Origin of the sequence: Crossiella sp. CA198 (assembly GCF_052078295.1) — a bacterium.
In the GTDB taxonomy this organism is placed as follows: Bacteria; Actinomycetota; Actinomycetes; order Mycobacteriales; family Pseudonocardiaceae; genus Crossiella.
The window spans coordinates 68,708-95,385 of sequence record NZ_JBQJIM010000023.1 but is presented as its reverse complement, the minus strand read 5'-3'; the positions used below and the strand labels follow the sequence as shown (position 1 = coordinate 95,385).

The 26,678-nt window shown below is 71.4% G+C and carries 8 protein-coding genes and 1 pseudogene; 2 read left to right on the top strand and 7 right to left on the bottom strand.

Annotation, left to right across the window (positions count from 1 at the left end; genetic code table 11):
* Positions 1 to 26 precede the first annotated feature (26 nt).
* From ACTOWY_RS33095 to ACTOWY_RS33085, 3 genes and pseudogenes are all read right to left on the bottom strand, one after another.
* Positions 27 to 5,522 carry an SDR family NAD(P)-dependent oxidoreductase gene (locus ACTOWY_RS33095; RefSeq protein ID WP_441313525.1) on the bottom strand — a complete coding sequence of 1,832 codons (5,496 nt, stop codon included), beginning with the start codon at positions 5,520 to 5,522 and terminating at the stop codon, positions 27 to 29.
* A 33-nt stretch (positions 5,523 to 5,555) separates the two neighbouring features.
* Positions 5,556 to 6,815, bottom strand: a complete 1,260-nt coding sequence (locus ACTOWY_RS33090; protein WP_441313524.1) for a cytochrome P450 — start codon at positions 6,813 to 6,815, stop codon at positions 5,556 to 5,558.
* Positions 6,816 to 7,099: 284 nt separating this feature from the next.
* Positions 7,100 to 16,318: pseudogene (locus ACTOWY_RS33085) on the bottom strand (SDR family NAD(P)-dependent oxidoreductase); the annotation flags it as partial.
* A 734-nt stretch (positions 16,319 to 17,052) separates the two neighbouring features.
* On the opposite strand from ACTOWY_RS33085, the gene ACTOWY_RS33080 reads away from it, so the two are divergent.
* Complete coding sequence (locus tag ACTOWY_RS33080; RefSeq protein WP_441313523.1) at positions 17,053 to 18,009, top strand: cyclase family protein; 957 nt, start codon at positions 17,053 to 17,055, stop codon at positions 18,007 to 18,009.
* Positions 18,010 to 18,016: 7 nt separating this feature from the next.
* On the opposite strand, the gene ACTOWY_RS33075 is transcribed toward ACTOWY_RS33080, so the two are convergent.
* Both ACTOWY_RS33075 and ACTOWY_RS33070 read right to left on the bottom strand, forming a co-directional pair.
* Entirely contained in the window at positions 18,017 to 18,802 is a 786-nt protein-coding gene (locus ACTOWY_RS33075; RefSeq protein WP_441313522.1) for an SDR family oxidoreductase, read from the bottom strand.
* Complete coding sequence (locus ACTOWY_RS33070) at positions 18,799 to 19,479, bottom strand: TetR/AcrR family transcriptional regulator (RefSeq protein ID WP_441313521.1); 681 nt, start codon at positions 19,477 to 19,479, stop codon at positions 18,799 to 18,801. Before ACTOWY_RS33070 ends, ACTOWY_RS33075 begins: the two co-directional genes overlap by 4 nt.
* Before the next feature lie 237 nt (positions 19,480 to 19,716).
* Between ACTOWY_RS33070 and ACTOWY_RS33065 the strand changes: the two genes are divergently transcribed.
* Positions 19,717 to 20,364 (top strand): maleylpyruvate isomerase family mycothiol-dependent enzyme, encoded by a 648-nt coding sequence (locus ACTOWY_RS33065; RefSeq protein WP_441313520.1) that lies wholly within the window; start codon positions 19,717 to 19,719, stop codon positions 20,362 to 20,364.
* A gap of 55 nt (positions 20,365 to 20,419) precedes the next feature.
* Here the strand turns inward: ACTOWY_RS33065 and ACTOWY_RS33060 are convergent, their stop codons facing one another.
* Together ACTOWY_RS33060 and ACTOWY_RS33055 are read right to left on the bottom strand one after the other, a co-directional pair.
* Entirely contained in the window at positions 20,420 to 20,923 is a 504-nt protein-coding gene (locus tag ACTOWY_RS33060; protein ID WP_441313519.1) for an RICIN domain-containing protein, read from the bottom strand.
* 28 nt (positions 20,924 to 20,951) lie between these two features.
* Positions 20,952 to 26,624 (bottom strand): tetratricopeptide repeat protein, encoded by a 5,673-nt coding sequence (locus ACTOWY_RS33055; RefSeq protein ID WP_441313518.1) that lies wholly within the window; start codon positions 26,622 to 26,624, stop codon positions 20,952 to 20,954.
* Positions 26,625 to 26,678: the final 54 nt, after the last annotated feature.

Below are 26,678 nucleotides of genomic sequence, written 5' to 3'. Positions count from 1 at the left end.
GGCGGACGGGAGGCGGTGGCGGCTGCTCACGGGCTGCCCAGCTCTCGGTCCACGAAGGCGTACAACTCCTCGGCCGAGGCGGTCCGCAGACCGGCCGCGACGTCCTGACCCGGGCTGTCCCCGAGCGTGTCGAGCAACGTGCGCAACCGCTGCCGGAGCAGTTCGCGCGCCTGGTCGTCCGCGCCGAGGGCGCGCTGCCGGACGGCGTCCTCCAGTGCGGTCAGCTCGACGCCGGGATCGGGGGTGGTTTCCGTTGCGTCCGGGGCGATTTCCTGGCCAAGGTGACCGGCCAGCGCGGCCGGGGTGGGATGGTCGAAGACCAGCGTGGCTGGCAGGCGCAGGCCGGTCGCGCTGTTGATCCGGTTGCGCAGTTCCACCGAGCTGAGCGAGTCGAAGCCGAGATCGCCAAAGGCGCCCTCGGCCGGAACCTGGTCGGCGGAGGTGTAGCCGAGCACGGCGGCGACGTGGCCGCGCACCAGGTTGGTGAGCTGCCGGTCGCGTTCCTCCGGGCTGAGTCCGGACAGCCGCCTGGCCAGGGCCTGCGGGGTTTCCGATGGCGCGCCGCCGCGTTGCCCGGCGGCACTGCGCCGGGAGGAGCGGCGGACCAGGTCGCGCAGCAGCGGCGGGATGCCCTCGGCGCCGAGTTTGCCGACCGCGCCCAGGTCCACCCGGATCGGCACCAGGTAGTCCCGGCCGGTGGCCAGTGCGTCGGTCCACAATGCGAGGCCCTGGGGGTCGGTGAGGCCGAGGATGCCGGTGCGGTTGAGCCGGGCCTGGTCGGCGGCGGCGAGGCCACCGCCCATGCCGTCCGCGCCGCTCTGCTCGTCCGCGGCCCACAGGCCCCAGCCGAGGGAGACGCCGGCGAGTCCGGCGGCGCGGCGGCGGGCGATGAGCGCGTCCAGGAAGCTGTTGGCCGCGGCGTACGCGCCCTGTCCCGCGGTGCCGAAGACCCCGGCGGCGGAGGAGAAGCAGACGAACATGGCCAGGTCGAGGTCCTTGGTCAGCTCGTGCAGGTGCCAGCCGCCGTCGACCTTGGGCCGCAACACGTTCTCCAGTTGCTGCGGAGTGAGCGTCTCGACCAGTCCGTCGTCGAGGACCCCGGCGGCGTGGATGACCGCGGTGAGCGGGTGCGCCGCCGGGATGTCGGCGAAAACCCGTTCCAGGTCGGTCCGGACGGCCACATCGCCTTGGGCCAGCACGGTTTCCGCGCTCAGCTCGGCCAGGTCGGCGAGCAGTTCGGGCGGGGCGGTGCCACGACGGGAGAGCAGCACGATCCGCCGGGTGCCCTGGCTGGCCAGGTGCCGGGCGAACACGCCGCCGAGCCGGCCGCCACCACCGGTGATCAGCACGGTGCCGTCAGGGGCGGGTTCGCGTTGCGGGTCGCCGGCGGTGGCCCGGTGCAGCCGGGGCGCGTACACGGTGCCGTCGCGCAGGGCGAGCTGTGGTTCCCTGGCGGCCTTGGCGGTGGCGACGGCCAGCAGTGGCCAGCAGCGCAGGTCGTCGGTGTCGATCAGCAGCACCCGGTGCGGGTGTTCCATTTGCGCCGAGCGGGCCAGTCCCCAGGCCGCCGCGGTGACCGGGTCGGGCTGTTCGCCGGGCAGCACGCCCAGGGCCTGCTCCGAGCACAGCACCAGCGCGGACTCGGCGAAGCGCTCGTCACCGAGCCAGTCCCGGAGCAGTCCGGCCAGCTCACCCACTGCGGTGCGCACCGCGTCCGTCTCCCTACCGACCGGTCGGTAGAGCCGCGAGAAGACGACCTCGGGGGCGGGCATCCCGTCGTCGACCAGTGCGCCGAGGGCGGCCAGGTCGGGGGCCTGCTCCCCCAGTGCGACCCAGTCCCGGGCGGTGTCCGCGGACAGCGGCAGTGGCACCCAGTCCAGACCGAACAACGCGGAGCTGTCCTCGGCCGGGCCGTGCAGGTGCGCGGCGTCCTTGGGCAGTGGCCGGAACAGCAGGGAGTCGATGGTGGCCACGGTCGCGCCGGAGCCGTCGGCCAGGGTGATGGCCACATCGCCGTTGTCGCCGGTGATGTGCACCCGCAGCATGGCCGCACCGGCGGCGAACAGGGAGAGTCCGGACCAGGAGAACGGCATCGAACCGTGGCCCTGGTCGATCGTATCGAGCTGCGGGCCCAGGCCGACCGCGTGCAGCACGGCATCCAGCAGGGCCGGGTGCAGGTTGTACCGCTTGGCATCGCCCGCCGCGTCCACCGGCAGCGCGACCTCGGCGAACATCTCCGGTCCGGCCGGGCTGTCCCGCCGCCAGAGCGTACGCAGTCCGCGGAAGGCCCCTTCGTAGGAGAAGTGCCGTCCTTCCACGACTTCGTCGTAGACCTCGGAGACGTCGATCTCCACCACATCGGTGGGCGGCCACTGCACCAGCGTGGCTTCCGGCACCGCCGTGCGTACCCCGACGAACCCGGTGGCGTGACCACGCCAGCTGCCGGAGTCGTTGTCGGGGCGGGAGAACACCCGCACCGGGCGGCGGCCGGACTCCTCCGCGGCGCCCAGCACGACCTGGACCTGGACGCCGCCGTCCGTCGGCAGCGCGAGCGGGGCTTCCACGGTCAGCTCCTCGACCGCGTCACAGCCGACCTGTTCGCCCGCGGCCAGCGCGAACTCCAGGAACGCCGTGCCCGCCAGCACCGGGATGCCGCGGATGATGTGCCCGGCCAGCCAGGGCTGGCTTTGCAGGGAGAGGCGGCCGGTGAGCACCACGCCGTCGCCGTCGGCGGCGCTGAGCACCGCGCCCAGCAACGGATGTCCGGCCGCTTCCAGGCCCGCGGACTTGAGGTTGACCGAATCGCCGTCGGGCACCAGCCAGTAGTGCTCGTGCTGGAAGGCGTAGGTGGGCAGGTCGGCGATCCGGGCCGGGGCGGCGGGCAGCACCGCGGCCCAGTCCACGTCCACCCCGCTGTCGTGCACGGCACCGAGGGCACGCAGCAGGCTCTCCGGCTCGGCGTGGTCCTTGCGGCACACCGCGATCGCGACCTCGGCCGGTCCGGCGTCCTGGCGGGCCAGCGCGGTGAGCACCGCGTCGGGGCCGAGTTCCAGGAAGGTGCTGACGCCGTTCGCGCGGGCGGTGCTCAGGCCGTCGTGGAAGCGCACGGCCTGGCGCACGTGGTCGGCCCAGTAGCCGGGTGAGCGCAGTTGTTCGGCGGTGGCGATCCGGCCGGTGAGGTTGGAGATCACCGGGATGGCCGGTTCCGCGGTGGGCAGGGCGGCCACGATGTCGCGGAACTCGGCGAGCATCGGCTCCATCAGCGGCGAGTGGAAGGCGTGGCTGACCTGGAGCCGCTTGGTCTTACGGCCCTTGGCAGCCCAGTCCGCCGCGAGCGCGTCGACCTCGACCGCGTCACCGGAGATGACCACCGAGTCGGCCGAGTTCACCGCGGCGATCGATACTAGGTGCTCGCGTCCGGCGAGTACCGCGGCGACCTCTTCTTCGGTGCCCTGCAAGGCCACCATCGCACCGCCGGTGGGCAGCGCGGCCATCAGGCGACCGCGGGCGGCGACCAGTTTGGCCGCGTCGGACAGGGTCCACACTCCGGCCACGTGCGCGGCGGCGATCTCGCCGATGGAGTGCCCGAGCAGGTAGGCGGGCCGCAGTCCGCAGGATTCGGCGAACCGGTACAGCGCGACCTCGACCGCGAATAGCGCGGCCTGGGCGAAGTCGGTGCGGTGCAACAGTTCCGCGTCGTTCGCGAGCACCGCACGCAGCGGGTGCGGCAGATGCTCGTCCAGGTGCCCGCACACCTCCTCGAAGGCGGCGGCGAAGGCCGGGAAGGTCTCGGCGAGGGCCAGTCCCATTCCCGGCCGCTGCGCGCCCTGGCCGGTGAAGAGCACGCCGAGCGAGCCGGTGCCGGGCACCGTGTCCCCGGCGCTGCTCTCGGCGACGCGGCGCAGTTCGGCAGCCAGTTCGGCCTTGTCCCGCCCGAACACCGTGCGCCGGTGCCGGAAGTGGGTGCGCCCGGTGGCCAGTGTGCGGGCCACCCCGGCCGCCGGGGCCTGGTCCTGTTCGGCGAACTCGGCCAGCCGGGTGGCCTGGGCCCGCAGTGCGCCTACGGTTTTGCCGGACACCGTCCACGGCAGCACCGGCAGCACACCGTCCCCAGTGGACTGAATGTCCTCGGCGGGCGGCTCCTCCAGGATGATGTGCGCGTTGGTGCCGCTGATACCGAAGGAGGAAACTCCCGCGCGGCGGGGGTTCCCGGTCTCCGGCCAGTCCACCGGTTCGGCCAGCACGCTCACCGCGTTGACGCCCCAGTCCACCTTGGGTGTCGGCGCGTCCACGTGCAGCGATTTGGGCACCCGGCCGTGCCGCATCGCCATGATCATCTTGATCGCACCGGCCACCCCGGCCGCGGCCTGGGTGTGCCCGATGTTGGACTTGAGCGAACCCAGGTACAGCGGTCGCCCGTCCGGCCGGTGCTCGCCGTAGGTGGCCACCAGCGCGGTGCCCTCGATCGGATCGCCCAGCGGCGTCCCGGTGCCGTGCGCCTCGACCACGTCGACCTGTTCGGGCGCCAGGCCCGCATCCGCCAGCGCGGCCCGGATGACCTCCTGCTGCGCGGTGCCGTTCGGCGCGGACAGCCCGTTGCTGGTGCCGTCCTGGTTGATCGCCGAACCACGCAGCAGCGCGAGCACCTGGTGCCCGTTGCGCCGGGCGTCGGAAAGTCGTTCCAGCAACAGCAATCCGGCGCCCTCGGCCCAGATCGCGCCGTCGGCCGCGGCGGCGAAAGCCTTGCTGCGCGCGTCTTTCGAGGTCACTCCCTGCCCGCAGAACTCCACGAAGGTCCCCGGCGTGGCCAGTACGGTCACCCCACCGGCCAAGGCCAGCCCGCACTCCCCCGCCCGCAATGCCCGCGCCGCCAGGTGCGCGGCCACCAGCGAGGAGGAGCACGCGGTGTCGATGGTGACCGCGGGACCGCTGAAGTCAAAGGCGAAGGCGATCCGGCCGGAGATCACGCTCATCGTGCTGCCGGTGATCGCGTACTGGGAGTACTGCGTGGTGCCCTGCCACAGCATCTGGTAGTCGTTGCTGGACGCGCCCGCGAACACCCCGGTCCGGCTGCCGGCCATCGACTCCGGCGGGATGCCCGCGGACTCGAAGGCCTCCCAGGCCAGTTCCAGCATCAGCCGCTGCTGCGGGTCCATCACCAGCGCCTCACGCGGTGAGATGCCGAAGAAGGCGGGGTCGAATTCGCCTGCCCCGTCCAGGAATCCGCCCTCACGCACGTAGGTCCGGCGGGCCTGCTGGGAGTTGGGGTCCGGGTCGTAGAGGTCCTGGATCGGCCAGTGCCGGTCGCGCGGGAACGGCGAGATCGCGTCCACCCCGCCGTCGACGAGATCCCACAGCTGAGCAGGGGAGGCCACGCCGCCGGGCAGCCGGCAGGACATGCCGACCACCGCGATCGGCTCGTCGTGCTGCTGCTCGGCCGCGCGCAGCCGTTCCCTGGTGGCGAGCAGGTCCGCGGTCACCTTCTTCAGGTACTGGCGGATCTTGGCTTCGTCGCTGGACATCGGATCACCTCTGGGCGGAATAGGCAGGCGAGATCAGGGCGTGAAGGTGATGCGCTGGGTGTCGAGTCCGCGCACCACCACGTGCCTGCGGTAGCTCAGCGAGTCCTCGTGCACGTGGAAGTCGTGCAGGCGTTCGGCGACCGTGCGGAAGACGATCTCGGCCTCCAGCTTGGCCAGGCTGTTGCCCAGGCAGTAGTGCGCGCCGACGCCGAAGGCCAGGCCCATGCTCTTACTCTGCCGCTGGATCCGGAACTCATCGGCCTGCGGGAACTCGCGTTCGTCCCGGTTGCCCGAGCCGATCACCAGGGTGACGATGGTGTCCTTGTCGATGTCGATCCCGTTGACCTGCTTGCCTTCCAGCGCGACCCGGCCGATCAGCAGGATCGGGCAGTCGTAGCGCAGCACCTCGTCCACAGTGGACATGGCCAGCGACGGGTCCTGGCGCAGCTGGGCGAGCTGGTCCGGGAAGCGGGACAGCGCGAGCAGGCCGTTGGTGATCAGGTTGGTGGTGGACTCGTGCGCGGCGATGAACACGGTGGCCACGGTGTTGGTGACCTCGCGGCGGCTGAGCTTGCGGCCGTCGTGCTCGGTGCGGATCAGGCTGGAGATCAGGTCCTCGCCGAGGTTCTTGCGCCGCTTGAAGATGAGGTCGGCGAAGTAGGCGTGCACCGTGGTGGTGGTCTGGGTGAGCCGGATCAGCTCGTCCCTGGTGAAGGTCTCGGCGTTGTGGAAGCTGGCCACCAGGGTGGGCAGTTCGGTGGACAGCGCCATATCGCTGGACCACTCGCGCAGCTGCGGGATGTCCTCGGCCGGGATGTCGAGCAGTTTCGCGATCACCCCAAGGGAAAGTCCGGTGGCCAGGTCCTCAACCCCGTCGAACTCGCCGTCGGCGATGAACTTGGCGAACAGCGAGTCCACGATCTCCCGGATCCAGGGCTCATACCTGGCGGTGATCCGCGGCGTGAACGCCTTGGTGACCAGCCTGCGCTGCCTGCCGTGCGCCGGATCATCCAGGAAGAAGATCGAGTTGAGCACCGGTTCCTCGGTGGCCTCCGGGAAAACCCGGCGCATCGCGGGCGAGGCGAGGGTGTCGTTGCCCATGGCGGCGTGATCACGCAGGATCGCCATGCAGGTGGCGTAATCGCTGATGATCAGCGACCCGTCGTCGGTCTCGATCGGCCCCATCTCCCGCCACTGGGCCAGCATGGGGTAGGGATCGGCGAGGGTTTCCGCCTCCAGCAGGGCGTACAGCGGGTTGTCGCGGCTCGCGACCCGTTCCCCGGCGAGGGTCATCGTGTTGGCTCCCTTGGTCATCGGTCTTCGGCGAGCACGCCGTCAATCAGGTCGAAGATCTCGTCATCGGTGGCGCTGTCCAGGTCCGGCTTTGCTGTCTCCGCGCGTTCCCTGGACTGCCAGGACCGCAGGATCCGTTCCAGCGTGCTGGTGATCGCCTCACCCCGGCCGACCGCGCCGGGCCGCAGTTCCGACAGCGCCAGTTCCAGTTCGCGCAACCGGGTCATGGTGGTCTGGACCGCATCGCGCACCCCGCAGCCCAGGGCCTCGATCAGGTGCCGGGCCAGGGCTGCCGGGGTGGGGTGCTCGTAGACCACGGTGGCGGTCAGCGGGGCTCCGGTCGCGGTGCTGATCCGGTTGCGCAACTGGACTCCGGCCAGGGAATCCAGGCCGAGTTCGCGGAAGGACCGGCCCGGCGGGATGTCGCCCACGTGGTGGCCGGACACGGCGGCCACGTGCGAGATCACCACCTGGGTCAGGTAGTTCTCGCGTTCCTCGGCTGGCACATCGTCCAGGCGCACCGAGGCCGGGCCGGGAGGCGGGTCGAGTTGCCCGCCGGGAAGGTTGTCGCACAGGTGGCTGGGGCGGATGGCGTTGTGTGCGGCGGCGAATCGGGACCAGTCCACCTCGGCGATCGCGTACTCCGGACCACCCGCGGCCAGTGCGCGACCGAGCGCGTCGAGCGCGGCCGCGGCGGGCATCGCGGTGATTCCCCTTGCCCGCCAGGTAGATTCCAGTTCGGTCGTGGCCATGCCGGTGTCCGCCCACGGCCCCCAAGCCAGGCAGGTGGCGGGTAGGCCGAGCGCACGCCTTTGGTGCGCAAGGGCTTCCAGTATCGCGTTGGCCGCGCTGTAATTGCCCTGGCCGGGCGAGCCGACCGTGCTGGCCAGCGAGGAGCACAGCACGAAGAAGTCCAGGGGGTGATCGCGGGTGAGGTCGTGCAGGTGCTGCGCGCCGCCCACCTTGGCCGCGAACACGGTGGCGAACCGGTTGGGTGACAAGGATTCCAGCACACCGTCGTCGAGTACCCCGGCCGCGTGCACGACGCCGGAGAGCTTGTGGTCGGCGAGCAGGTCGGCCAGGGCGTCGCGGTTGGCGATATCGCAGGCGGCGATGGTGACCTCGGCGCCTGCGGCGGTGAGTTCGGCATGCAGATCCGCCGCGCCAGGGGAATCCGGGCCCTGCCGTCCGATCAGCAGCAGGCGGCGGGTGCCACGGGTCGCCAGCAGCTGGGCCACGTGCCCGCCCAGTCCGCCGAGGCCGCCGGTGATCAGCACGGTTCCGGTGGTGTCCGGCACGACGCTGGGCCGGGCGGGCACGGTGGCGAGTCGGCGGACGAACACGCGTCCGTCGCGGATCGCGGCCTGGTCCTCGCCGCCGAGTGCGGCGCGGAAGGCGAGCCAGTCGGCGTCGGCCGGCTGCTCGGGCAGGTCGATCAGCCCGCCCCAGCGGCCGGGTGCTTCCAGTGCGGCGACCCGGCCCAGTCCCCAGACCCCGGCCTGTTCCGGCCGCGGCACGGTGTCGCCCGCGCGGGCCCGGATCGCGCCCTGGGTGAGCGCCCACACCGGGGTGCCCTCGGGCACGGACTGGAGCAGGGCGAGGGTGGCGGTGACCGCGCGCGGCACGCTCGCCTCGCCGATCACCGGGTCCAGCGCGAGCAGCGACACGATCCCAGCGCTGGGCGGGAGCGCCTCGGTTCCATTGCACCGCAACACTTCTGCGGCGTCGAGAGTGCGCGCCACCGCGTTGGCGATCTCGTCGAACTGCTCCCCCGGCGGCGCGACCACCAGCCACGGGCCGGTCAACGGCAGGTGCTTCGGGGTGGCCGCCGACCATTCGACCACGTGCAGCAGCGGGTCCCGGAACGGCTGGGCAGCCCGCATCGGCAGCCAGTACCGCTCTCGGCTGAACTGGTAACCCGGCAACGTCACCCGTCGACCACCCGCACACCAGGCGGCCCAATCCACTGTGACACCACGGGTGTGCGCACCAGCAAGTGCGCGCAGCACGGATTCCTGGCCGGGACGGCCCTTCGGTAGTACCGGCAGAAACTCCGCGTCGGGCTGAATTTCCTGGCCGAGGGCGCTGAGCGTGTTTCCCGGCCCGATTTCGAGGTAGGTCCCGGCCGCCAGCGTGCCAAGGCAGTCGTGGAACCGAACCGGGTGCCGGGCATGCCGGACCCAGTACTCCGGGGTGCGCAGATCCGTTGCGGCAGCAGGGCGTCCGGTGACCGAGGAGATCACCGGGATGGTCGGCTGGTGGAATTCCAGCGTGGCCAGCACTTCCCGGAACGGCGCGAGCATCGGGTCCATGTGCGGGGAGTGGAAGGCTTGCGCCACATCGAGTCTGCGTGCGTGCGGGGTACGGGCGGCCAGTTCCAGGACGATATCGGTGGTACCGGAAAGGACCACCGAATTCGGGCCGTTGATGGCGGCGATGGCGACCTGGTTTTCTTGGCCACGCAACAGTTCTCGGGCTTCGGCCTCGGTGGCGCGGATGGCGACCATGGCGCCGTCGCGGTCCAGCTCATGCATCAGGCGACCGCGGGCGGCGATCAGGGCGCAGGCGTCGGGCAGGGACAGGACCCCGGCGACGTGCGCGGCGGCGATCTCGCCGACCGAGTGCCCGGCGAGCGCGTCCGGGGTCACGCCGAACGCGGTGATCAGCCGGTACAGCGCCACTTCCACGGCGAAGACGGCGGCCTGGGTGTGGTCGGTGCGGGTGAGGTCGGCGGTGAAGGTGAGGGGGTGGTCGAGGTGCTGGTTCAGTTCGGCGGTGACGGCGTCGAAGGCGGCGGCGAAGCGGGGTTCGTCGCGGTAGAGGTCGGCGGCCATGCCGGGGAACTGGGCGCCCTGGCCGGGGAAGAGGAAGGCGGTGGGGCCGTCGTGGACCTCGCCGGTGATGGCGGTGGCGGTGGTGATGGCCTGGTGGAGGTCGGGTTTGGTGCGGCCGAGGTAGACGGCGCGGGCGGGGAGGTGGGCTCGGGTGGTGGCCAGGGAGTGGGCGATGTCGAGGGGGGCGTTGGGGTGGGTGAGGAGGGCGTGGGCTTGGCGGGACAGGGCTTGGGGGGTGGCGGCGGAGACGAGCCAGGGCAGGAGTTTGGGCTGGGGCTCCGGCGCAGAGCCCGGCGCGGGCTGGGGCTCGGGCTTCGACTCGGAGCCCGGCGCGGGCACGAGCACGGGCTGGAGGGCGGATTCCGGCTCGGGCACGAGCATGGGCTCAGGTCCGGGTCGCGCTGCGTTCGGGTTGGGCCGTGCGGCGGTCTGGAGCACGGCTGCGGCTGCGGGCAAAGTCGCAGTGTCCGGCGCGGGCTGGGCAGCGATCTCCGGCGCGGGCGCGGCTGCGGGCAATACCGCGGCGTTCGGTGCGGGTTCCGGAGACAGTTCCGGTGCGGGCTGTTCCAGGATCACGTGTGCGTTGGTGCCGCTGATCCCGAACGACGAAATCCCCGCCCGCCGCGGTCGTTCCGTCTCCGGCCAGGTCACCGCCGCGCCCGCGAGTTCCACCGACCCACCGGCCCAGTCCACATGCGGACTCGGCCGGTCCAGGTGCAGCGTCCCGGGCAGGACTCCGTGCCGCATCGCCATCATCATCTTCAGCACCCCGGCGACACCCGCCGCGGCCTGGGTGTGCCCCAGGTTCGACTTGGCCGAACCGACCAGCACCGGGCGGTCGCGGTCCTGGCCGTAGGTCGCCAGCAATGCCTGGGCCTCGATGGGGTCGCCGAGGGTGGTGCCGGTGCCGTGGGCTTCCACCGCGTCCACTTCGGACGGTCGCAGGCCGGCGGCGGACAGGGCCTCCTGGATCACCCGGCGCTGGGCGGCGCCATTCGGTGCGGTGAGGCCGTTGGAGGCGCCGTCGGAGTTGATCGCGCTGCCGCGCAGGATGGCCAGGATCTGGTGGCCGTTGCGGCGGGCGTCGGAGAGTCGTTCCAGCACAACGAGGCCGGCGCCTTCGCTCCAGGCGGTGCCGTCGGCTGCCGCGGCGAAGGGTTTGCAGCGGCCGTCGGGGGCCAGGGCGTAGACCTTGGCGAATTCGACGAACAGGGTGGGGGTGGTCATCACGGTGACGCCGCCGGCCAGGGCCAGGGTGCATTCGCCGTCGCGCAGGGCTCTCGCGGCCAGGTGCATGGCGACCAGGGCGGAGGAACACGCGGTGTCCAGGGTGATCGCGGGGCCCTCGAAGCCGAAGAAGTAGGCGAGGCGACCGGAGGCGACGCTGCTGGCGTTGTCGATGGAGACCTGGCCGCTGAGGTCGGCCGGGATCTCGTGCTCGCGGTGGGCGTAGTCGCTGCCCATGGTTCCGGTGAACACCGCGGTGCGGCTGCCGCGCAGGGTGGCCGGGTTGATGCCCGCGGATTCCAGGGCGTGCCAGGCGACCTCTAGGAGGATGCGTTGTTGCGGGTCCATCACCAGGGCTTCGCGTGGCGGGATGCCGAAGAAGGCGGGGTCGAACTCGGCGGCGTTGTGCAGGAAACCGCCGCGCCGCACCGAGTTCCGGTCGGCGCCGAGGTCCCAGCCGCGGTCGGTGGGGAATTCGGTGGTGACGTCCCGGCCTTCGGCCAGCAGTGTCCAGAGGTCGTCCACTGTGGACACTCCGCCGGGGAAGCGGCAGCCCGCGCCGACCAGGACGATCGGGTCGTCCTCGGGTGCGCTCGGGGCGGTGACCGGGGCCGGGGTGGTGGCGGTGCCGCGTAGGTGGGCGGCGAGCTGGGCGGGGGTCGGGTGGTCGAAGACGGCGGTGGCGGGCAGGCGCAGGCCGGTGGCGGCGCTGAGGCGGTTGCGCAGTTCCAGGCCGCTGAGCGAGTCGAAGCCGAGGTCGCGGAAGGCCCGGTCCGGGTTGATCTTGCTGTCGTTGCCGAGCACGGTGGACACGGTGCTGAGCACCAGGTCCAGCACCGCGCGTTCGTCGCCGGGTACGAAGTTGACCGGTTGGGTGCGGACGGCGGCGCGGCGGCGGGGGGCGAGCAGGCCGGCGAAAATGGGTGGCCGGTCGGCGGAGTCGCGGTCGGTCAGGTCGAAGCGGGCGGGTACGGACAGCGCCGGGCCGGTCAGGGCCGCGTCGAACAGGGCCAGGCCGTGCTCCTGGGCGATGGGGCGCAGCCGGGACCGGGTCAGCCGGGCGTGGTCGGTGTCGCTGAGGTGGCCGGTCATGCCGGACTCCGGCGCCCACAGGCCCCAGGCCATCGAGGTGGCGGGCAGGCCGTGTGCCCTGCGGTGCGCGGCGAGCGCGTCCAGGTAGCTGTTGGCGGCGGCGTAGTTGGCCTGGCCGCGGGTGCCGATGATCCCGGCGACCGAGGAGAACAGCACAAACGCGGTGAGCGGGAGGTGGCGGGTGAGCTGGTGCAGGTTCCGGGCGCCCTCGATCTTGGGCCGGGACACGGTGTCCAGCTGTTCGGGGGTGAGCGCGTCCACCGTGCTGTCGTCCAGGACACCGGCCGCGTGGATCACCGCGGTGAGCGGGTGCGTGACGGGGATGGCGGCGAGCAGGGCGGCCAGGGCTTCGGCGTCGGCGACGTCGCACGGGATCACCTCGACCTGGGCGCCCGGCAGGTCGGGGGCCTCGGCAGGGCGGCGGCCGGTCAGGATCAGGTGCCGGACGCCGTGGTTGGTCACCAGGTGGCGGGCGAGGGCGCGGCCGAGGGTGCCGGTGCCGCCGGTGATCAGCACCGTGCCGTCGGGGTCGAAGCCGACCGGCTCGCCGGGTTCGGTGCAACGGGCCAGGCGTGGGGTGAGCAACTGGCCCGCGCGGACGGCGAGTTGTGGTTCGTCGCAGGCGATCGCGGTGTCGAGGTGGGCCGGGTCGTCCAGGTCGACCAGGGCGAAGCGGCCGGGGTGTTCGGACTGCGCGGTGCGCACCAGGCCCCAGACCGGGGCCGCGTCGAGGTCGGTGACGTCCTCGGTCGTGCTGGTGGCGATGGCCCGGTGGGTGACGATGACCAGGACGCCGTCGCGATCCTGGGCCAGCCAGTCGCGGAGGGCGCCGAGCATCTGGTGGGCACCGGTGGCGGGCAGGACAACGGTATTGCCGGTGCGGGCGGCTCGCGGTGGGACCGGGACCCAGTCGAGGTGGAACGGGGTTCGGTCGCCGCCGAGCAGGTCGGTGCGCACCGGGCGCAGGGAGACCGACTCGATCTGGGCCACGGGTGCGCCGGTGGGGTCGGTGATGGTGACCCGGTAGGCGTCCGGGCCGGACGGCGACAGCGTGACCCGCACCGTTGACGCGCCGGTGGCGTGCAGGGACACCCCGTCCCAACCGAACGGTAGGCGGAGGTTCTGGTCGGCGCCGAGCAGCAGCGGGTGCAGGGCGGCGTCGAGCAGGGCCGGGTGCAGGCCGTAGCGGCCGGGTTCGGTGGGCAGGGTGACCTCGGCGTACCGGGTGTCGCCGTCCTGCCAGGCGCGCTGGAGACCCTGGAACACCGGGCCGTACTCGTAGCCGAGGTCGGCCAGCCGCTGGTAGGCGCCGTCGAGGGTGATCTCCTGCGCGCCGGGTGGCGGCCAGACCGACGGGGCGGTCGGTTCGGGTTCCCCGTGGCCGAGGGCGCCGGTGGCGTGCTGGATCCAGGGTTCGTCGCGGGCCGGGCGGGAGTAGATCGCCAGCGCGCCCGCACCGTCCACGGTGACCTGGAGGTCGATGGTGGCTGTGGCGGGCACCAGCAGTGGGCGGTGCACCACCAGGTCGTCGAGCCGGGTGGTACCGATCTGTTCACCGGCGTGCAGCGCGAGTTCGGCGAAGGCCGCGCCGGGCAGCAGCACCGTGCCGTTGACCGCGTGGTCGGCCAGCCACGGGTGGGTGCGCCGGGACAGCGTTCCGGTGCACACCAGGCCATCGCCACCGGCCAGCACGACCGCGGCGGTCAGCAGCGGGTGGTCGGCGGAGGCGCTCGCGGCGGCGGTGGGCAGCAGCCAGAAGCGTTCCGGCTGGAACGGGTAGGTCGGCAGGCCGGTGAGGCGTCCGCCGGGGAAGGCCCGGTCCAGGTTGAGGTCGATGCCGTTGGCCTGTGCCTCGGCGGCGGCCAGCAGGAAGCGGGGCAGGCCGCCTTCTTCGCGACGCAGGGTGCCGAGGGTGACGCCGTCCTCGGTGTGCTCGTCCAGGAGCCGGCGCAGGCCGACGGTGAGCACGGGATGGGTGCTGCACTCCAGGAAAGCGTGCTGTCCCTTGGCGATCAGGCCGCGGACGGCGGTCTCGAACTCGACGGTCTGGCGCAGGTTGGTGAACCAGTAGCCCGCGTCGAGTCCGGCGGTGTCGAACTGCTCGCCGGTGACCGTGGAGTGGAACGGGATCTCGCTGGTGCGCGGGCGGATCGGGGCCAGCAGGGTGTGCAGTTCGGCGCGCAGCAGGTCGACCTGGGGTGAGTGCGAGGCGTAGTCGACTGGGAGCAGCCGGAAGCGCACGCCCTCGGCCTCCAGCGCGACCGAAAGTTCTTGCAGCGCCTGCGGATCGCCGGAGACCACGGTGGCTTCGGGACCGTTCACCGCCGCCACGCACAGCGCACCGGCCCAGGGCTGGATCCGCTGCTCGGCCGCCTCGCGGGACAGTCCGACCGAGGCCATCCCGCCCAGCCCGGAGAGCGCGCGGATCGCCTTGGCGCGCAAGGCGACCACTCGGGCGCCGTCGGCCAGGGACAGCGCACCGGCCACGGTGGCGGCGGCGATCTCGCCCTGGGAGTGGCCGACCACCGCGACCGGGTGCACGCCGTGTGCCTGCCAGAGCGCGGCCAGGGAGACCATCACCGCCCAGGTCACGGGCTGCACAATGTCCACAGTGGACAGTGCGATCTCATCGGCGAGCACCTCGGTCAGCTGCCAGTCCACGAACGGCGTCAGGGCCTGCTGGCAGGCGGCCATCCGCTCGGCGAAGACCGGGCTGGCGGCCAGCAGTTCCAGGGCCATGCCGGTCCACTGGGTGCCCTGGCCGGGGAACACCAGCACCGGGCGCACATCCCGTTGCGCGGTCCCGGTGACCACCTCCGACGCGGGCAGGCCGTTGGCGAGCGCGTCCAGTCCGGCGCGCAGGGTGTCCCGGTCGGCGGCGAGGACGGCGGCGCGGTGCTCGAACCGGGCCCGGCCGGTGGCCAGGGTGAATCCGGCGTCGGCCAGGTCGGTGTCCGTGCGGTCCAGGTGGGCGCGGAGGCGGGCGGCCTGGGCCCGCAGCGCGGTCAGCGAGGTCGCGGACAGCAGCAGCGGCACCACACCGGTTTCCGCGTCTCTACCAACCGGTCGGTCGGGGGCCTGTTCCAGGAGCACGTGCGCGTTGGTGCCGCTGATGCCGAAGGAGGAGATCCCGGCGCGGCGCGGGCGGCCGGTCTCCGGCCAGGGGGTGTGCTCGGCCAGCGGGCGGACCGCGCCGCTGGCCCAGTCCACGTGCGGGCTGGGTTCGGTGAAGTGCAGGATCCTGGGCAGGGTGCCGTGCCGCATGGCGTGCACCATCTTGATCACCCCGGCCACCCCGGCGGCGGCCTGGGTGTGCCCGGTGTTGGACTTGACCGAGCCGAGCAGCAGCGGCTCCTCGCGGTCCTGGCCGTAGGTGTTGAGCAGTGCCTGGGCCTCGATCGGGTCGCCGAGGGTGGTGCCGGTGCCGTGCGCCTCGACCGCGTCGATGTCCGAAGTGGACAGACCGGCGACCGAGAGTGCCTGCCGCACCACGAGTTCCTGGGCGGGACCGCTCGGCGCGGCCAGTCCGTTGGAGGCGCCGTCGGAGTTGACCGCGCTGCCGCGCACGATGGCGTGCACCCGATGCCCGTTGCGCACCGCGTCGGAGAGCCGTTCCAGCACCAGCATGCCGCAGCCCTCGGACCAGGCGGTGCCGTCCGCGGCCGCGGAGAACGGCTTGCACCGGCCGTCCGGGGCCAGTCCGCGCAGCCGGGAGAACTCGACGAACATCTCCGGGGTGGCCATCACGGTCACCCCGCCGGAGAGCGCGAGATCGCTTTCGCCGCGGTGCAGTGATTCCGCGGCCAGGTGCAGGGTGACCAGCGAGGAGGAACACCCGGTGTCCACGGTGAGCGCGGGGCCGTGCAGCCCGAGCACGTAGGCCAGCCTGCCGGAGGCGACGCTGGCGGTGTTGCCGGTGATCAGGTGGCCTTCCAGGCCGTCCGGCACGGTGTGCACCCTGGGCGCGTAGTCGTGCATCATCACGCCGGTGAACACCGCGGTCCGGCTGCCCCGGATCGACGGGGCGGCGATACCGGCGTCTTCCAGCGCCTCCCAGGCGGCGGTGAGCAGCAGGCGTTGTTGCGGGTCGGTGGTGAGCGCCTCACGCGGGGACATGCCGAAGAACGCGGCGTCGAAGTCGCCCGCGCGATCCAGGAATCCGCCGTGCCGGGTGTAGGAGCGGCCGGGCCGGTCGGGGTCGGGATCGTAAAGCGAATCCAGGTCCCAGCCGCGATCCGCCGGCATTTCCCCGATCAGGTCGGCAGCACTGATCGAGGCCTGCCACAAACCCTCCGGCGTGGTCACGCCGCCGGGATACCTGCAGGCCATCCCCACGATCGCGATCGGCTCACGCACTGCACTGCCCCCAGGGTGGTCGGCTCCGGAAGGTGTGGTCCAGATGCTAGCCACGGAAAATAAGCCTCAGCCCGAATACGGAAAGGCTCTGATGATTTTCGCTGATTTATCGGCGGAATCGATTACATCTGTCAGCTGACGGGAACCCGTCAAAGAGTGACCGATTCCGGTCAGCGCTGCAATGGATCAAGCACTAATGATCATTCAGGACTGTGCACGGTTATCGACCCCTTGACGCGACTAGGCGACCGGCCCCCAGTTGGCCGTTCGGCGCAGAGACTAACACGAGGGCCGGAGAAGGAAATCGAATTGGAAAAGCTGGAATAGGGGTTGTCGCCCCAGTTCGGCCGTGGTGCGACCCGGCCGCGCCTGCGGCCATTACCACTCCGGGTCACCGGATGTGCCGGGTTCAGCCAGGAGTTAACCGGGTTGAACGGCTGCTGCCGGTGAATGCGCCGGACGCGATAGTCCGGGCATGACTCAACGGGACCAGCAGACCGTCGCCACGGCGGCGGCCACTTCCACGGCGCGGTGGGCCCGACCGATCCGGCGTGCTGCCACCGGTCGGCTCACCTACCGAACGGTTGGTTCGGGCGCTGGCCAACTTCAGGGCGCGGTGGAAGCGGATCGGTGTGCCCGGGTGACGCACCACCAGCAGCACAGGGGTGCCGTACCCTTCAGCGGGCTTTTGTGCCTCGAACCCCGTGACCGGAGGAGTCGATGCTGGAATGACGGCAGAGCGACCGATGCCCACCCAGGACGAGGTGCTCGGGTACTTCGACACGCTGTCGAACTGGGGCCGGTGGGGCGCGGACGACGAGCGCGGCACGCTGAACCACATCACCGACGAGGTCCGGCTGGCGGCGGCGCGGGCCGTGCGGCACGGCCGGAGCGTGTCATGCGCGTGGGAGATCGCCGTACCGGCGGAGATGGAGCGGTCGACCACGAGCTGCCCGTGCGCGGCCGACATGCCGGGCGCCGAGAACATGCCGGTGCCCGGGTTCCGCGATGACCGGCACTGGGGCTTCTCGAACGAGCGGCTCGGCATCATGTTCCACGGCAACACCATCACCCACGTCGACTCGCCGTGCCACATCTTCTGGGACGGCGCGATGTACAACGGGCGATCGCACTCGATGGTCGACGCCACAACGGGATCAGCGTGGGCGGCCGTCACCGCGGCGGCGAACGGGATCGTCACGCGCGGTGTCCTGCTGGACATCGCGGCGGTCCGCGAGGTGCCGTGGCTGGCACCGGGGCAGGGTGTGTTTCCCGAGGACCTTGAGGAGGCCGAGCCTCGCCAGGGGGTGCGGGTGCGCTCCGGCGACGCGGTGCTGCTGCGGACGGGCTATGGCCGCGCCCGGCACGAGGCCGGCCCGTCCGGCGGTATCACCCAGGCCGGCTGGCACGCCTCCTGCCTGCCCTGGCTGCGGGACCGGGAGGTCGCGCTGATCGGCGCGGACACCCCCCAGGACGTTCAGCCGTCGGGGTACGCGGACGTGTTGATGCCGGTGCACGCCGTGGGCCTGGTCGCGATGGGCCTGTGGCTGCTCGACAACTGCGATCTGGAGGAGTGCGCGAGCACGGCTGCCGAGCTTGACCAGTGGGACTTCCAGCTCGCGGTCGCGCCGGTCCGCTTCGCCGGCACCTCCGGTAGCCCGGTCAACCCGATCGCCACCTTCTGACCGCGGGTCACCGCTGCCGGTCCGCACCTCCGGCAGCTGAGGAAACACCTGTAACCCCGGCCAGGTAGTCCGCGCCGCCGACGTACACCGTGTACCCGCTCGGCACCGCCGCCGACGCCGCGGCCACCACCTCGCTCGCGAACTCGGCGATCGTGGGCAGCGCGCCGGCCTCGGCGCGGCGGGCCTCGATGGCACCGGGGTTGGCGCGTTCCAGCAGGGTGGGGGTGATGGTGCCCTCGATCATGTCGCCGGAGACGACCACCAGGCTGATCTCCCGGGCTGCCAGGGCCGGGATGCGCTCGCGCAGCGCGTCCTCGCCCGCGCGTTTGCTCGCGGCCACCGGCTCGTACACGTCGTAGCCGAGGCGGCTTTCGTGGAAGTGCGCCTCATGGCTGGTGACGAAGACGATCCGGCCGGACGGCGGCAGCAGCGGCAGCGCGGCCTCGACCAGGGACACCTGGGCGTCGCGGTTCAGCCGCAGCGCGTAGCCGGCGGCACGATCGCGTTCCAGACCGCCGGAAGCGTTGAGCACCACCAGGTCCAGTCGCCCGGCCCGGTCCCGGATCTGCTCGATCATCGCGGCCACCTCGGCCGGGTCGGTGAGGTCCGCGCGCACCGCAACGGCTGTGCCGCCCGCGTGCGCGATCTCCCCGACCACCCGGTCGGCGCGCCTGCGCTTCTCCCGGTAGTTCACGAACACCGTGGCGCCCTCGGCCGCCAGCAACCGCGCCGTTTCCGCGCCGATCCCCCGGGATCCCCCGGTCACCAGCGCGATCCGCCCGGCAATGCTCATTTCCGCCCCTCCATCCGGTTGACCATCGTGTCCGCGCCCGCCGTGACCTCCGCGCTGCGCGGCACCCGCCCTCGGGCGAGCCGGGTGCTCACCGCGGCCCCGAATCCGGCCATCCGGACCACCTCGTTGACGAACTCGTCCAGGTCCGCCGGCCAGGGCAGCGAGGGCTGGTTGATCAGCAGCGAGGCGCAGCCGTGCATGGCCGACCACAGGCTCAGCGCGAGCCTGCGCGGTTCGCCGTGCAGCACACCGGTGGCCACGCAGGCGGTGACCGCGTCGACCATGTAGCCGAAGCAGGCCTCCGCCGCGGGCGAGGTCTCGGTGCGGCGCAGCATCAGCACCCGGTACTGCACCGGGTGGTCCAGGGCGAACCGGATGTAGGCGCGGCCGCACTGGCTCAGCGCGATGAACGGGTCGGTCAGCCGGGCGCAGGCCTCGCGGATGCGGCTGCCCAGGCCGTCCCACGCACGCAGGCACACCGCCTCGACCAGCTCGTCCTTGCTGGCGAAGTGCCGGTACACCGAGGGCGTGGTGACGCCGACCCGCTCGGCCACCGCGCGCAGGGTGAGCACCTCCTCGGTGCCGGCCTCGACCAGCATCCGCTCGGCGGCGAGGAGCACTTCCTCCCGCAGCCGACCGCCCTCACCCGGGTTGGCCCGCACTCTCCGGCTCGACACCGGACCACAATGACACTGTCAACCTGACGGCGTCAACTTCCGGCCGGCGTGCGGAGGAGGAGGAACTTCGCGCCCGTGCGCACCATGGCCGAGGGCCGCCCTGGCTGCCCGAGGTGGCCGAGGTGGTGACCGAGATCCTGCTGCTGCTCGCGCCGCGACATCTCGCCGAACGGCTGCGCTGAACCGGTCCGCAGGGCAGGCTTGGACTGTCCACTGTGCTCTTGGAAGGGGTTTCCCGTGTCCGCCAGGCGATCGACCGACTCGGCCAGCACGCTTGAACTGGCCCGCGCCGAACGCGCGGACCTCCTGGACTTCCTGCGCACCCTGCCCGCCGAGCAGTGGGAAGCGCCGACGCTGTGCGATGGCTGGCGGGTGCGGGAGGTCGTCGCGCACGTCATCAGCTACGACGGCCTGACCCTCGGCAAGGTCGCGGCCCAGTTCGCCCGCGGCCGGTTCAGCCTGGACCGCGCCAACGCGCTCGGCCTGACCGACTTCCGCACCCTCTCCCCCGCGGAACTGCTCGACGCGTTCGCGGGCCACCTCCGGCCACGCGGGCTGACCGCCGGTTTCGGCGGCATGCCCGCCCTGCTGGACGCGCTCATCCACCACCAGGACATCCGGCGGGTCCTGGACCTGCCGCGGGAGATCCCGGCCGATCGACTGCTCCGGGCCTTGCGGTTGTCCCGGCTGGCACCGCCGATCGGCGCGTGGTGGCGGTCCAGGGGCCTGCGGCTGGTGGCCGAGGACGTGGACTGGACCGCGGGTTCCGGCGCCGAGGTGCGCGGCAAGGGCGAGGCGTTGCTGATGGCGTCGGCCGGGCGCCGGGTCCCGGCGGCGGAGCTGACCGGGCCCGGCGCGCCGGTGCTGCTCGCCCGCGCGGGCTGAACGACACCGGCCGGCCGGCGGTGCGGGACCGCCGACCGACCGGTTGGTAGAGGTGTCAGGAAGCCGGGGGCTCCCAGCGGGTCGGGGCCCACTTCTGCCAGTCGATGTTGAAGCAGGTCCGCACCACCACGTCAGACGGCGTGCTGTGCTGCACCTGGCCCGCGGTCAGGCACAGGTCCGACACCTGGGACCGGACCTCCACCGCCACCGCGATCGGGTCCCGCTGGACGAACTTCCAGCGCTGGCTGGGCGTGTCCGCGCAGGGCTGCTGCACGACATCCGCACCGTTGCTGCCGTTGAGCACGGTCAGGCACAGGTCCGAGATCAACGACTGGTAGGTGTACCAGCCGCCGCCCTTGTCGGCCCGGCGCCAGGCCTGCGTCTTCGTGTTGTCGCACCGCTCGTAGCCGATGTAGGCGCCGGGTTCCCGGCTGCCCCACAGCGGGGCGAGGCAGCCGTTGCCCGAATTCGGGCTGGTGAGGTAGTCCTCGGCGGCGCTGGCCGGAGCGGCTCCGGTGCTGATCAGCAGTCCGGCCGTGGCCAGGACCAGCGCCAACATGCGTTGTCTCATCATGGTTTCCCTGCCCTCAGCCCTGGAGTGCGGTCAGCTTCTGCTTGGCCGCGTCGAGTTTGGCCTGGTACTTGGCATCGGCCGCGGTGAGCCGGGTGTAGATCTCCACCGCCTCCTTGGCCATGGTCACCGCCTCGGGCTTCTTCCCGTTGCCGACCGCGTAGTCGGTACCCGGGTTGAGCAGCCAGGTCGCGAGGTGGTCGGCGTAGGAGGGTCCCTTCAGCGCCACCGCCCGGACCGCGGCGTGTCCTTCCTGGACCTTGGTCAGGCCACCGGCCTTGTCGCCCTTGTTCCAGGTGCGGATGCCCTGCCACACCAGGGCATCGGCCTCGTGCAGCTTGTGGTCGGGCTGCTGCGGGTCCTGCTGGGCCAGCTGCCGGTAGGTGCTGATCGCCTCACCCAGCAAGGCGATGGCCTCGTCGTGCTTGCCGGTATCGGCCAGGAAACCGCTGGCGGGCATGCGGATCCACTGCGCGAACGCGGTGGCGTAGCCGGGTCCCTTGGCCACCAGGGTGCGGGCCAGGTTGACGCCCTCCAGGGTCTTGTCCCGGCCCTTGTCCTTGTCTCCCTTGTAGAACATCCGGTATCCCTGCCACACCAGGGCATCCGCCTCGTTGAGCTTGTACTCGAACTTCTGCGGCTCCTGCTGGCTCAGCTGCCGGTAGGTGCTGATCGCCTCACCCAGCAAGGCGATCGCCTCATCGTGCTTGCCGGTCTCGGCCAGGTAGCCACTGACCGGCGTGCGGATCCACTGCGCGAACCCGGCGGCGAAACCGGCTGCCTTGGGCGCCAGGGCACGGGCCACGGCAATGCCTTCCAGTGCCTTGTCCCGGCCCTTGTCCTTCTCGCCCTTGTTCCAGATCCTGGTCCCCTGCCACACCAGGGCATCCGCCTCGTTGAACTTGTGTTCCAGCTTCTGCGGTTCCAGCTGGGCGTTCCTGCGGTAGGTGGTGACCGCCTCGCCCAGCAAGGCGATCGCCTGGTCGTGCTTGCCGGTCTCGGCCAGGTAGCCGCTCACCGGGGTGCGGATCCACTGCGCGAACGCGGAGCCGAAGCCGGGTCCCTTGGCCACCAGGGGGCGCGCCAGGTCGATACCCGCCAGGGCGCGGTCCCGGCCCTTCTCCTTCTCCCCCTTGTTCCAGATCCGGGTGCCCTGCCACACCAGGGTGTCCGCCTCGCTCAGCTTGTGCTCGAACTTCTGCGGTTCGTACACGCTGAGCCTGCGGTAGAGCGCGATCGCCTCGTCCAGCAACGTGATCGCCTCATCGTGCCTGCCGGTCTCGGCCAGGTAGCCACTGACCGGGGTGCGGATCCACTGCGCCAGCGTGGCCGCGTAGCCGGGGCTCTCCCGGACCAGTTCGCGGGTGAACTGGAGTGCTTCCTTGGCCTTGACCACGGCCTGCTCGCGTTCACCGCGGTTCCACAGCCGGGTGGCCTCGGTGAGCAGCGCCTCGTTGTGCTGGTGCCGGGCCTCGGCGGTCAGCTTGCTGATCGCCTCCGGCGCGGACCAGGTGATGCCGTCGGCACTGGTGGACACGCTGACCCGGTTGGTGTCCACGGCATCCCGCCAGATCGCGGCCAGCTTGCCGCCGACCACGCCCAGCGAGGGCGTGCCCAGCGCGTGCGCCTGGGCGTGCAGGGCCCGGGGTGCGACCCAGTTCGCGCCGTCGCCGGTGTCGCTGACGGACAGGCCATCGTTGGCCGCGTTGCGCCAGACCGCGAACACCTTGTTGTTGTGCACGGTCAGGCTCGGCGCGACCGGTGACCTGGCGGCGCCGGCGTCCAGCACCTTCTGGTTGGCCCAGGTCACGCCGTCGTTGCTGAACGCGGTGTAGAGCGCCTCATCGCCCTCCCCGCCCCGCCACAGCTGGGCAAGGGTGCCGTTGTTGAGCGAGGCCAGGCCCGGCGCCGCGGCGGTGGCGCCGTTGTTGACCACCTGCTGCGGCCGCTTCCAGTTCTTGCCGTCGTGGCTGACGGTGAGGTACTTGCCCTGGTCCGCGCCCTTGAACAGCAGGTGCAGCTGGTCGTTGTGCACGGTCAGGCCGATCCCGCCGGTAGCCAGCGGAATGGGCGCCAGCCGGACCGGTTCGGTCCAGGTCTTGCCGTCAGTGCTGGTGGACACGGCGATGGTGCGCTCGTTGTTGCCGTCCTTCCAGGAGAACGGCCCGCTCTGCCAGGCCGCGACCAGCTTGTCCCGGAAGGCGGTGATGGCCGGGACCTCACCCGCGGTGTGCGGGCCGGCGACGGTGACCGGCGGCCACCACGCCTTGCCATCGGCACTGGTGGCCACCAGCACCTCGTCCTGTTTGCCCTGCCACACCATGAAGTGCTTGCCGCCCAAGGTGGCCCGCGAGCTGCCGCCGAGTCCGCCGACGGTCTTGCCGATCTCCGCAGGCGGCACCGGGTTGGGCTCGCCGGGCGGGTCCAGCACGTAGTTCGGGTGGGTGGCCTTGGTCTGGATCCGCAGCGAGCGCATCAGCGCGGTGATCGTCTGCGGGTCCTGCGCGGCCGGATTGGCCACCAGATCGGTGGAGTAGTACTCGATCCGCTCGCCCAGCGCGCCCCGGCGCTGGCCGCCGATGGTCACCAGGCAGCGGGCCACCGGATCCGGGGTGGTGACCTCGGCGGGCGCCGCGGTGCAACCCGGGATCTCGGCCTGGCTGAACACCTTCTGCTCGTGCAGCGCGTCCTTCTCCGCCAGCTGGTTCTGCGCGGCCTTGCTGAACAACGCGGCCAGCGGACTGATCTCGTTCCTGATCTTGCGGACGTTCAGCGAGGACGGGACCGCGCGGTCGCCGTAGAGCAGGGACCGCAGGCGTTCGTCGCTCTGCAACGCGGTCGGGAAACCGAGTTCCAGGTAGGCCCGCAGCAGGCGCAGGTTGGTGTCGACCGCCTTGGCCTCGGGCAGCTTCGGCTCGGCGTCCTTGAGGTCGTTGGCCACCAGCGCGTAGTAGCGGGCCCGCCGCTCGGCCAGCGTCTTACTGATCCGCGGGTAGCTGAGGTAGGTGTCGTCCTCGGTCATGGTGCCCTGGGGCTCGTACTTCGGCGCGTTCTTCATCCTCGGGAAGAAGTCGACCGGGTTCATCGTGCACGAGCCGTCCAGCGGTTCGTCGTCATGGGGCTGGACACCGGGGTACCGGCACCGCTCCACCGTGCCCACGCCGCTCATCCTGGCCAGCGCGGTCTCGTTGGTCTGCCCGGGAATGACCCCGCGGACCTGGAACTCGACGTTGATCCGGACCAGCTTCGTGCTGCCCTGGGTCACCGACTTCGTGCAGCCCACCGGCGGGTCCGGCGACCACTTGCACGGGATCCGGGTCGGGCCGTCCAGGTCGTACCGGCCGTAGGAGTGGTCCATCGCGGACACCGTGGCCCAGCAGGTCCGCAGCTCCATGGTGGGGTGCAGCTGCTTCAGCACCCGCACCGGCGCGGGCAGCTTGTCGCTCTTGATCAACTCGGGCATGGCCGCCAGCCCGGTCTCCCCGGTCGGGGTGTAGCAGTGCTGCACCTCGACGTCGTCCCGCTTCATGAACCCTTCGACCGGCTGGTTCCGGTCGCCCCAGAGGCTGAACGGCCGGGTGGGTTCCTGCACGGTGGAGTCGAACTCGTACTTCTTCAGGCTGTTGGCCAGCGCGATCATCCGCAGCGAGTTCTCCTCCTGCAGACCGCCCAGCAGCGAGTTGGTCGCCACCCAGGGGCCGGTGGTCGGCTTGAACCGCGGCTGGTTGAACCGGCGGGCCGCGCCGACCACGTCACCGCCCGCCTTGAGCAGGTCATCGACCCTGGCCACGCCGAACTTGCCGTCGCCATCGGGATCCACCAGCGGTTCCTGCGCGGCCAGCGCCGGGTTCTGGTCCATCAGCACGGCGTAGGCGCGCATCGCGGCGGCCAGCAGGGTCGCGTTCGGCGTGCCCGCGGCCGGCTTGTTGTGCCCGTACTGCGGCCCGAAGTTCTCCTCGGCCCACTTGGTCAGGTAGTTCACCAGCGCGGTCGGGTTGTTGGTGGCCAGGATCCCGGCCGGCGGCACGTCCTGGGGTTCGCGCATGAACACCGCGCTGCGGGCGAGGTCGTCCCCGGCGTCGGAGTAGGCCTCCGCGCCGAACTTGTAGGTGTCGTTGCCCTGGTCGTAGGAGGGGATCGGGCGGTTCTCCCGCGCGGCGTAGTCGACGTACTTGCGGATCGCGTTGCGGAACGGGGTGGCCGCGTCGGCCTGCATACCGGCCAGGATCGCCTGGATGTCGCCCTGGAAGTTGGTGGCGATGGTCAGCAGCGCGGAGTGCAGGTCCTTGATCTGCTGGGTCAGCTGGAAGTTGGACTGCGCGATGGCGATCAGCACCTGGTCGAACTTCATCAGCATGTCGCCGTACATCAGGTTCAGCGTGGCGTCGATGCGGTCGAAGCGGGAGTTGACCTGGGTCTGGAACGCGATCAGGAAGTCCTTGAGCTGCTTGAAACTCTCCCGCATCTCGGTGTGCATGCCCTGGATGGCCTGTAGTTCCGGGCTGGGTCCGCCGCCACCGCTGCCGAGCAGGCCGACCAGGGTGGTGATCAGGCCGACCGCCGCGCCGATCACGGTGCCGATGGCGGGCACGATCGAGCCGATCGCCGCGCCCGCCGCGATGGCGGTGCCCAGCGCGGCCACCGCGTTGATCATCGGCAGCACGTGCTTGCCGATCTTGTACAGGGTGTCGGCGAACTTCACCAGGTCCGCGGCGTAGCGCGGGCTGAGCACCTTGGCCACGGTGGCGAAGGCGGTCAGGCCGCCCTTGACGTAGTCCAGGTAGGTGTCGAACTTCTTGGCCTGTTCCTCGAAGTCCTTCAGTTCCTGCTCGGAGGGCTTCTTGATCTCGCCGGTGTTCTGGTCGACGTGGTCCTTGACCCACTGCATGGCCTGGCCCAGCGGGGTGTTCGGCGAGTTCGGGTCGCCGAGCACCTTGATCAGCGGCTTGATCTGCTTGTTCAGCGCCTCCATGCCCTGCTTGAAGCCCTGCTGGAAGCCGGCCTGGATGGCATCGACGTCGATGACCTTCTTGACCTGCGGCAGCTGCTTGAGGGTGTCCAGCGGCGCCACCGGGTCCACCGCGGCGGTCTCGGCCACGGTGGCCTTGCCGAGCCGGGTCTTCCAGGTGCTGTTGAGGGTCGCGTCCCGGCCGGCCGCCTCACGCAGCGCGGTCCAGATCGTGGGCGCGATCTCGATGGAGGACACGGTGAACTGCTGCAGCACCCCGCGCAGTTCCTCCGGCGAGTTGGCGCTCTTGAGATCGCGTTTGGTCAGCGCGCCGAGCAGCGTCTTGAGCTGCTTGCCGCCCTTGTCCACCTCGGGGACGGCGTAGAGGGCCTCCACGCCGCGGCCGAGGGTGTCCGGCACCAGGTCGCGTTCGGTGGCCGGGGCCACGGCCAGGCCGACCACCCGTTCCACGTCGGCGGCGTGCCGGTTCAGCGCGTCCGCGGTGGCGGCCGGGTTCTTGGCCCGCCAGTCCAGGAGTTCGGCGCTGAGCAACAGGTTGCGGTCGTGGGTGCGGCCGTTGTCCTTGAGCTGGACGGCGGCGCTGAACACCGCGCTGGCCAGCTGTTCCGGGGTGATTCCCGGTTCGGCCGCGGCCGCGTTCGGGGCGGCGAGCCCACTCGCCAGCACCGCCGTGGCCACGACAGGCGTGACCAGGCGTCTGGCGAATCCGGTCAGATTCATCAACGTTCCTCGCGATCGGGGGGCGCGGCCGGTACGGCACGGGGGGCGTGATCA